This is a genomic window from Billgrantia bachuensis, assembly GCF_011742165.1.
Lineage (GTDB): Bacteria > Pseudomonadota > Gammaproteobacteria > Pseudomonadales > Halomonadaceae > Halomonas > Halomonas bachuensis.
On record NZ_JAAQTO010000016.1, the window covers coordinates 38,290 to 46,710 of the forward strand.

Consider the following 8,421-nt stretch of genomic DNA (forward strand, 5'->3'; position numbering starts at 1 on the left):
TGGTCGTCTCCCGGTGTTCTGCCTTCATCGTGCCCGATCAGGGCAGGCTTGGCAAGCGTGGCCGTCAGCCCGCGACCACCTGGTACCAGCCGATCGTGGCCGGCAGCGCGCTCATGCTGACCAACACCACCAGGCCCAGCACTATCGACAGCAGACCGCTGTCATCCTTGAAGTCATGGTCATTCGCCATGTCGGCTCCTCGTTCTCGAATTATCAGGGGGAAGCATATTCTAGCGGAGGTGGCGTCCGCCATCGACCGGCAGCGTGATACCGGTGACATAGCGGTTGTCGAGCAGGTAGCGCAGGCTCTGGTAGATCACGCCCGGCCCCGGGACCGTGCCCATCGCCGACTTGGCCCTGGCCTGCTCGGCGTAGTCCGCATCATCATTCTCGCCCAGCATGATCAAGGCCGGCGCGATGGCATTGACCTGGATCGTCGGCGCATACATGGCCGCGAACGAAAGCGTCAGGTTCTCGAGCCCGGCCTTGGTGGCGGCATAGGCGGCGTGCCTTCTCGAGCCCTTCCGCGCCACGTAGTCGGTCATGTGTACGATGTCGCGCTGAGGCTCGCCGCAGGCATCTAACAGTTCGCGACAGTGCAGGTTGATCAAGTAGGGCGCCAGCATGTGCACGCGGAACAGCCGCTCGAAGTCGGCACCGGCTTCATCGCCCGCGCCGTCGGGTGCCCAGTCGCCGGCGTTGTGCACGATGGCCCTGAGCCTCGACGTCTCGGCCTTGAGCCGGGCGATGAAATCGAAAATACCCGCTTCGGTGGCGAAATCCGCCTGCAGGGTGACGATGCCACGGCTCCGCAACGCCTCGAGCTCGGAGCGCTCACGGCGGTAGCTGATGATTACCGGATGACCGTCGTCGAACAATCGCTCGGCACAGTGGCGCCCCAAGCGCTTGGCGCCGCCGGTGATGAGGATCGGCGCGGCACTCATCCGGCATTTCCCCGACGCAGCACACCGACGGTGGGCACCAGCGGCTGTCGTGGCGCGTAAGCGAAGACGTCGGAAAAGACCCGTGAGGGCTCGAGACCCAACGTGGCCAGCACATCGACGCAAGCATAGACCATGCCCGGCGAGCCGGACAGGTAGACGTCGTGGCCGCTGACGTCGTCGAGCGCGGTGGCCAGCGCCTGGTCGATGCGCCCCTGATGCCCCTCGACGCGCACACCGGTCACCGGCGGTTCCGGCGTCACCTCGGTGACCACATGGAAATGCACGTTGTCATGCTGCTCGGCCCACTCCCGCGGCAGGCTTTCCAGATAGAGGTCGCGCCGCTCGCGGGACGCCCACCATAGCTCGATGGATCGCTCCGGCGCTTCATGCAGCGAGGCCTCGACGATGGCCTTCATCTGAGAGAAGCCGGTGCCGGCCGCGATCAGCAGCAGCGGCCGCCGGCTGGCCGAATCCAGTACGCAGTCACCGCCCGGCAGGCGCACCGTCAGGTGATGTGCCACGACGATCATCTCGCGCAGGCGGGCAGAGTTCTCGCGCTCCGGCCAATGCTGGATATGCAGCTCCAGGGTGCCGTCACCGGCATGGGCACTGGCGATGGAGAACGGTACCCAGGTCTCGTCATCCAGCTTGAGTTCGAGATACTGGCCCGGATCGTGGGCCATGGCCTCGGCGCGCCCTTCCAGGCGTACGCGGAACACATCGGGGGTCAGGTCCTCCACTGCCGTTACCTGGCAGCTCAGGGTCCTCGGGGTCATGCAGGCCTCTTGTCGTCAGGGTGTGGGGACAGGCGAATACCCAGCTCGTTCCAGCGTTCGCTGACACGGGCCTTGACGGCCTCGTCCATGACGATGGGCGTGCCCCATTCTCGATCGGTCTCGCCGGGCCACTTGCCGGTGGCGTCCAGCCCCATCTTGGACCCAAGCCCCGCCACCGGCGAGGCGAAGTCGAGATAGTCGATGGGTGTGTTCTCGACCAGTACGGTATCACGGGCCGGATCCATGCGGGTGGTAATGGCCCAGATCACGTCCTTCCAGTCGCGGGCGTCGACGTCGTCGTCGAGCACCACCACGAACTTGGTGTACATGAACTGGCGCAGGAAACTCCACACGCCCATCATCACGCGCTTGGCGTGGCCTGGGTACTGCTTTCTCATGGTCACCACCGCCATGCGGTAGGAACAACCCTCCGGCGGCAGGTAGAAGTCGACGATCTCGGGGAACTGCTTGCGCAGGATCGGCACGAACACTTCGTTGAGCGCGAGGCCCAGTATCGCCGGCTCGTCGGGCGGTCGCCCGGTGTAGGTCGAGTGGTAGATGGCGTCACGGCGCATGGTCATGCGCGTCACGGTGAACACCGGGAACTCATCGACCTCGTTGTAGTAGCCGGTATGATCGCCGTAGGGCCCTTCCGGTGCCATGTCGTCGGGGTAGATGAAACCCTCGAGGATGATCTCGGCCGAGGCCGGCACTTCGAGGTCGGCATGCCCGCACTTGACAAGCTCGGTGCGTGAACCGCGCAGCAGCCCGGCAAAGGCGTACTCGGAGAGCGAATCCGGCACCGGGGTCACCGCGCCGAGGATGGTGGCCGGGTCGGCGCCCAGCGCCACCGCCACCGGGAAGGGCTCGCCGGGGTTCGTCTGCTGAAATTCCTGGAAGTCGAGCGCCCCGCCGCGATGGGATAGCCAGCGCATGATCAAGCGGTTCCTGGAAAGCTTCTGCTGGCGATAGATCCCCAGGTTCTGGCGCTTCTTGTGCGGCCCGCGGGTGACCACCAGCGGCCAGGTGATCAGCGGGGCGGCATCGCCCGGCCAGCAGTGCTGGATCGGCAGGCGATCGAGATCGACGTCGTCGCCTTCGAGCACCACCTGCTGCACCGGCGCCGAGCGTACCGTCTTCGGCCCCATGCTCATCACCTGCTTGAAGATCGGCAGCTTGTCCCAGGCGTCGCGGAAGCCCTTGGGCGGTTCGGGCTCCTTGAGGAAGGCAAGCAGTTCGCCTACCTCGCGCAAAGCCGAGACCGAGTCCTGGCCCATGCCCATGGCGACCCGCTTCGGCGTGCCGAACAGGTTACCCAGCAGCGGCATGTCGTGGCCCTTGACGTTCTCGAACAGCAGCGCCGGGCCGCCGGCGCGCAGGGTGCGGTCGCAGATCTCGGTGATTTCGAGGTACGGATCCACCTCGGCGGTCACGCGTATCAGCTCGCCCTGGGCCTCCAGGGCCTTCATGAAGTCGCGCAGGTCGTTGTACTTCATTCGATTTCCCGTTTCCGGAACGACGAAAGGGGCAGCATAGCATGCCGCCCCTTTGCGCACCGCCCGATCCTGCCTAGCGGCGCTTCATTGCCTCGAAGAATTCCAGGTTCGTCTTGGTATCTTTCAAGCGGTCGATGAGGAATTCCGTCGCCGCGGTGTCGTCCATCGGGTTGAGCAGCTTGCGCAGGATCCACATGCGCTGCATCTCGTCCTCGGAGGCGATCAGATCCTCGCGGCGGGTACCCGAGCGGCGAATGTTGAGGGCCGGATAGACGCGGCGCTCGGCAAGCTTGCGGTCGAGATGGGCTTCCATGTTGCCGGTGCCCTTGAACTCCTCGAAAATCACCTCGTCCATCTTCGAGCCGGTGTCGACCAGCGCGGTCGCGATGATGGTCAGGCTGCCGCCTTCCTCGATGTTACGTGCGGCACCGAAGAAGCGCTTGGGCTTTTCCAGGGCGTGGGCGTCGACACCGCCGGTGAGTACCTTGCCGGAGCTCGGCACCACGGTGTTATAGGCGCGTGCCAGGCGGGTGATGGAGTCGAGCAGGATCACCACGTCCTTCTTGTGCTCGACCAGGCGCTTGGCCTTCTCGATGACCATCTCGGCGACCTGCACGTGGCGTGCCGGCGGCTCGTCGAAGGTCGAGGCGACCACCTCGCCGCGCACGGTGCGCGACATCTCGGTTACCTCTTCCGGGCGCTCGTCGATCAGCAGCACGATCAGGTGGCACTCGGGATTGTTGCGCGTGATCGAGGTGGCGATGTTCTGCAGCATCAGCGTCTTGCCCGCCTTGGGCGGCGAGACGATCAGGCCGCGCTGGCCCTTGCCGATGGGTGCGGTGAGATCGATGATGCGTGCGGTGAGATCCTCGGTGGAGCCGTTGCCGATCTCCATGCGTAGCCGTTCCTGGGGGAACAGCGGCGTGAGGTTCTCGAACAGGATCTTGTGCTTGGCGTTTTCCGGCTTGTCGAAGTTGATCTGGCTGACCTTGAGCAGCGCGAAGTAGCGCTCCCCTTCCTTCGGCGGACGAATCTTGCCGGAAATCGAATCGCCCTTGCGCAGGTTGAAGCGACGTATCTGCGACGGTGAGACGTAGATGTCGTCGGGGCCGGCCAGGTAGGAGCTGTCGGCACTGCGCAGGAAGCCGAAGCCGTCCTGGAGGATTTCCAGTACACCATCGCCGTAGATGTCCTCGCCGCTCTTGGCGTGCTTCTTGAGGATGGCGAAGATGATGTCCTGCTTGCGCGAGCGGGCCAGGTTGTCGATGCCCATTTCACGGGCGATCTCCAGAAGGTCCGGCACGGATTTTTGCTTGAGTTCGGTAAGATTCATCGGTGCGTTCGGAAGTTGCTCATGTCAGCGTGGCGGCACGGCGGCCGTGGGAGTGTTGCGAAAAAAGAACGGTGCGCCGCTTGGGTGCGTTCAGAGCCCGGGAGAGCTGCCGCTCATGAGCGATGCTCGTGGCTGTACGACCACTCTGCGAAGGGATCGTCGCACGGTATCGTGTTCGAGGGAGCAGCGCTTCTTTGTCACCTGAATTCATCGCCTGGTGCGTTTCAGGTGCCACCATGGCTACGGCACATGACAACGAGCGACAAGAAGGGGCTGTCTGACGACTTGATGTTGACCGCGACGCGGTCGGAAAGCATTCGGAACAGGCGAACGACCCGATGTTAGTCAAGGCCGGCGAGGAACGCAACCCCGTAGATCAACCTTGTGCGATTGACACGCTCCGTGAGTCGCCGCACCCTTTAGCCATTCGCTATCAGGATGCTTCGATGAACTCACCCACGGAACGGCCCAACCTCGTCAGCGACGCCTCCGGTGTGCACCAGGAACAGCGCCTGGCCGCAATCGATCTGGGTTCCAACAGTTTTCATCTGCTGGTGGCGCATTACCGGGACGATCGGCTTGAGGTCGTAGCCCGACTGGGCGAGAAGGTACAGCTGGCCGCCGGCCTGGATGCCGCCAACCATCTGGACGAAGCCTCGATGCAGCGCGCCATGGCATGTCTCTCCCGCTTCGCCCCGCTGCTGGAGGGCGTGGTTGCCGAGCGCTTGCGCGTGGTAGGCACCAGTGCGCTGCGTACGGCTCGCAATCGTCAAACTTTCATTGAGCGTGCCGAAGCATTGCTGGGCTGTCGTATCGAGGTGATCCCCGGGCAGGAGGAAGCCCGCCTGATCTACCTGGGCGCGGCTCACGCCCTGGCCGAGAACGGCCGTCGCCTGGTCGTCGATATCGGCGGTGGCTCCACAGAGTTCATCGTCGGCGAGCAGCTGAAACCGCTGAAGCTGGAAAGCCTCGACATCGGTTGCGTCACTCATACCCAGCGTCATTTCGCCGATGGCCAGCTGAGCGAAGCGCGCATGGACCAGGCCGAAGCGGACGTTCTGGCACAGCTTGCGTCACTCCGGATGAGTTACAGTGAACTGGGCTGGGACGAGGCGCTAGGCTCCAGCGGCACCATCAAGGCGGCCGCCTCGGTGCTTGCCGCCAGTGGCGGCACTCCCGGTGAGATCAGCCGGAACGGTTTGCTGCAGCTGCGTCAGCGTTTGATCGAATGCGGGCATCTCGATCGGGTCGCCCTGGAGGGGCTCAAGCCCGACCGCGCGCGTATCTTTCCCGCCGGCGTGGCGATTCTCGGAGCGATTTTCGAGGCCCTCGAGCTGACCACGATGCGCTATGCCGATGGCGCGCTGCGCGAAGGCGTGCTGTACGACATGCTGGCCCGCGACCTCTTACGCCAGTACTGAGCCCTCACTCCTCGCCTACCGACGCTCGCCAACCTTCAGCCACCGCCAGCCAGCGGGCCGAATCGGGCTGAAACGCCGCAACGGGCGTATCGTCGTACCAGGCCACCAGCAGCCGCTCACGCTCCCAGGGCGGCACGCTCATCTCCTGCAACAGGCGCTTGAGATCCCGTCCTCCCCGCCCCGCCAGACGCAGCCACTCTCCCCCTTGTCGTACCGCCAGGGTCAGTGCTACCGGGCGGCCGTCGGCTGGAGCCAATGCAGCGTGCAGCTCTCCCCCGGGCAACGGCAACGGTGCCATGCCATTCCACTCGGTACGCCAATCCGACGCCATGATGGTGCTCTTCGGCCGCAGATAGAGGCAGCCTCGCCATACCCGTGCCTCGGCATTTCCCCAGTCGACCCGCACCCGGGCGTCCGGACGAGCCTCGAGCTGTGCCAACAGGCTGGCGAGACGCACCGCTGGCGGCCCCGCCAGCCCCAGCCGGCGGCAGACATGGCGAACCAGGGTACGTTGGCGTTCCGGGGCAAGCGCCACGAGTCCCGTCAGCGGCACGCGGGCGGGATCGCCACCGAGGGCGTCCAGGTCGCTTTCGGCGAGCGTTTCGATCAGTGTGTCGGCTTCGGCGGCGTAGCGCGCGCTGCTCGCCAGCGCCTCGGCCGCATGCGGCCAGCGCTGCGCCAGCAGCGGCAGCACGCGATGACGCAGGAAGTTGCGATCGAGCGCTTCGTCGGCGTTGGAGGGGTCGTCGATCCAAGCGAGTCCTGACCGCTCGGCCTCGGCTTCGAGTTCGGTGCGGGCGTGTGACAGCAGGGGGCGCTCCAGGCGTCTGCCCTGCCATTCGCGGCCTGGCGGCATGCCTGCCAGGCCACGCACGCCGCTGCCACGTAGCGCGGCCAGCAGGAAGGTCTCGGCCTGATCGTCGCGGTGCTGGGCCAGCCACAGCGTCTCGCCCGGCACCACGCGGCGGGAGAAGGCGGCGTAGCGCGCCTCCCTGGCCGCCCCCTCCAGCCCCAGCCCGGCGTCGCGGTCGACCGCCACACGTTCGACGAACAGCGGCACGCCGAGCCGCGAGGCGAGCCGGCGGCAGTGAACCTCGAAGCCGGCGGCGGCAGGTTGCAGCCCGTGGTGGATATGCAGCGCATGTAGCGGGCGGGGATGGCGGCGACACGCCTCGGCCGCCAGCGTCAACAGCAGGCTCGAATCCAGCCCGCCGGAGAGCGCCACCCAGACGACACGCCCCGGCGGGGTCTCCGCCAGGGCGCGATCGATCAGAGCTTGTAGTGACTCTCTCTTATGCCGGGGCGCCATAGCTCATCAGGCGCTCATAGCGACGTTCCAGGAGCGCTTCGGTATCCATCGCCTCGAGCCGCTCGAGGCTTGCCAGCAGCGCCTCCTTGACCCGCTCTGCCGTCGTCTGCGGGTGACGGTGGGCGCCCCCCAGCGGCTCCTCGATGAGAGTGTCGACGAAGCCCAGCTCCTGCAGGCGCTCAGCGGTGATGCCCATAGCCTGGGCAGCCTCGGCGGCCTTCTCGGCGCTCTTCCACAGGATCGACGCACAGCCTTCCGGGGAAATCACGGAATAGGTGGAGTACTGCAGCATGGCCAGCTCATCGCATACGCCGATGGCCAGCGCCCCGCCGGAGCCGCCCTCTCCCACTACGGTGGAGATGATCGGAGTCTTCAACCGCGACATCACCGCCAGGTTGTAGGCGATGGCCTCGGACTGGCCGCGCTCCTCAGCGTCGATGCCAGGATAGGCCCCCGGCGTGTCGATGAAGGTGAGTACCGGCATCTTGAAGCGCTCGGCCATCTCCATCAGGCGGCACGCCTTGCGATAGCCCTCGGGACGCGGCATGCCGAAGTTGCGCCGCACCTTCTCCTTCACGTCGCGGCCCTTCTGGTGGCCAATGATCATTACCGGACGGTCGTCGAGGCGGGCGATGCCGCCGACGATGGCCGGGTCGTCGGCGAAGCGGCGATCACCGTGCAGCTCATCGAAATCGGTAAAGACATGCTCTAGGTAGTCGAGCGTATAGGGGCGCTGGGGGTGGCGCGAGAGCTGCGACACTTGCCAGGGGCTCAGGTCCTTGAAGATCGACTCGGTGAGCTTGCGGCTCTTTTCCTCCAGGCGACCGATCTCATCGCTGAGGTTGAGCTTGCTGTCATTGCCGACCAGGCGCAGTTCTTCGATCTTGGCCTGGAGTTCGGCGATGGGCTGTTCGAAATCGAGGTAATTTGGATTCATAGTGGCTGGGCCGCCTTGTCTTTGCTGTCGCCGGGGCATGATGAACGCTGTTCGCCCCGGAAGCCATAAAATCGAGTGTCGGGCATTATCGCACCCTCAACGCACGGCGCAAGGCGCGGAACAGCGGCTTTTCCGGCGACAGGTCTCTGCGGAGGCGCTGTGAACCCATCCCTGGGCGCTACTTTTGCCATCCATGGCAAAAGAC

7 protein-coding genes and 1 pseudogene are annotated in these 8,421 nt (G+C 65.2%); 1 reads left to right on the forward strand and 7 read right to left on the reverse strand.

Going from position 1 to position 8,421, the window contains the following annotated elements; translation table 11 throughout:
- Positions 1 to 64: 64 nt before the first annotated feature.
- The 5 genes from HBJ55_RS22535 to rho all read right to left on the reverse strand — a co-directional run bounded on the left by HBJ55_RS22535 (position 65) and on the right by rho (position 4,549).
- Positions 65 to 190 carry a hypothetical protein gene (locus tag HBJ55_RS22535; RefSeq protein ID WP_277345592.1) on the reverse strand — a complete coding sequence of 42 codons (126 nt, stop codon included), beginning with the start codon at positions 188 to 190 and terminating at the stop codon, positions 65 to 67.
- A 40-nt stretch (positions 191 to 230) separates the two neighbouring features.
- The gene (gene folM, locus HBJ55_RS06795; RefSeq protein WP_167112389.1) at positions 231 to 944 is read right to left on the reverse strand and encodes a dihydromonapterin reductase; all 714 of its coding nucleotides are present in this window, start codon (positions 942 to 944) and stop codon (positions 231 to 233) included.
- Positions 941 to 1,720 carry an NAD(P)H-flavin reductase gene (locus HBJ55_RS06800; protein WP_167112391.1) on the reverse strand — a complete coding sequence of 260 codons (780 nt, stop codon included), beginning with the start codon at positions 1,718 to 1,720 and terminating at the stop codon, positions 941 to 943. The genes folM and HBJ55_RS06800 overlap by 4 nt, the downstream gene beginning before the upstream one ends.
- Positions 1,717 to 3,216 (reverse strand): 4-hydroxy-3-polyprenylbenzoate decarboxylase, encoded by a 1,500-nt coding sequence (ubiD, locus tag HBJ55_RS06805; protein WP_167112393.1) that lies wholly within the window; start codon positions 3,214 to 3,216, stop codon positions 1,717 to 1,719. The genes HBJ55_RS06800 and ubiD overlap by 4 nt, the downstream gene beginning before the upstream one ends.
- A 73-nt stretch (positions 3,217 to 3,289) precedes the next feature.
- Positions 3,290 to 4,549, reverse strand: coding sequence for a transcription termination factor Rho (gene rho, locus HBJ55_RS06810; RefSeq protein ID WP_167112395.1), 1,260 nt, complete (start codon positions 4,547 to 4,549; stop codon positions 3,290 to 3,292).
- Between the two features lie 446 nt (positions 4,550 to 4,995).
- On the opposite strand from rho, the pseudogene ppx reads away from it, so the two are divergent.
- Positions 4,996 to 5,952, forward strand: a pseudogene (gene ppx, locus HBJ55_RS06815) (exopolyphosphatase); the annotation flags it as partial.
- A 22-nt stretch (positions 5,953 to 5,974) separates the two neighbouring features.
- Here the strand turns inward: ppx and tilS are convergent.
- Together tilS and accA are read right to left on the reverse strand one after the other, a co-directional pair.
- Positions 5,975 to 7,279, reverse strand: coding sequence for a tRNA lysidine(34) synthetase TilS (tilS, locus tag HBJ55_RS06820; RefSeq protein ID WP_167112399.1), 1,305 nt, complete (start codon positions 7,277 to 7,279; stop codon positions 5,975 to 5,977).
- Positions 7,263 to 8,216, reverse strand: a complete 954-nt coding sequence (accA, locus tag HBJ55_RS06825; protein WP_167112402.1) for an acetyl-CoA carboxylase carboxyl transferase subunit alpha — start codon at positions 8,214 to 8,216, stop codon at positions 7,263 to 7,265. Before accA ends, tilS begins: the two co-directional genes overlap by 17 nt.
- Positions 8,217 to 8,421 lie beyond the last annotated feature (205 nt).

Coding starts and splice junctions, on each gene's coding strand:
- tilS (WP_167112399.1), bottom strand. CDS start 7,279: ATGGCGCCCCGGCATAAGAGAGAGTCACTACAAGCTCTGATCGATCGC.
- HBJ55_RS06800 (WP_167112391.1), bottom strand. CDS start 1,720: ATGACCCCGAGGACCCTGAGCTGCCAGGTAACGGCAGTGGAGGACCTG.
- accA (WP_167112402.1), bottom strand. CDS start 8,216: ATGAATCCAAATTACCTCGATTTCGAACAGCCCATCGCCGAACTCCAG.
- HBJ55_RS22535 (WP_277345592.1), bottom strand. CDS start 190: ATGGCGAATGACCATGACTTCAAGGATGACAGCGGTCTGCTGTCGATA.
- folM (WP_167112389.1), bottom strand. CDS start 944: ATGAGTGCCGCGCCGATCCTCATCACCGGCGGCGCCAAGCGCTTGGGG.
- rho (WP_167112395.1), bottom strand. CDS start 4,549: ATGAATCTTACCGAACTCAAGCAAAAATCCGTGCCGGACCTTCTGGAG.
- ubiD (WP_167112393.1), bottom strand. CDS start 3,216: ATGAAGTACAACGACCTGCGCGACTTCATGAAGGCCCTGGAGGCCCAG.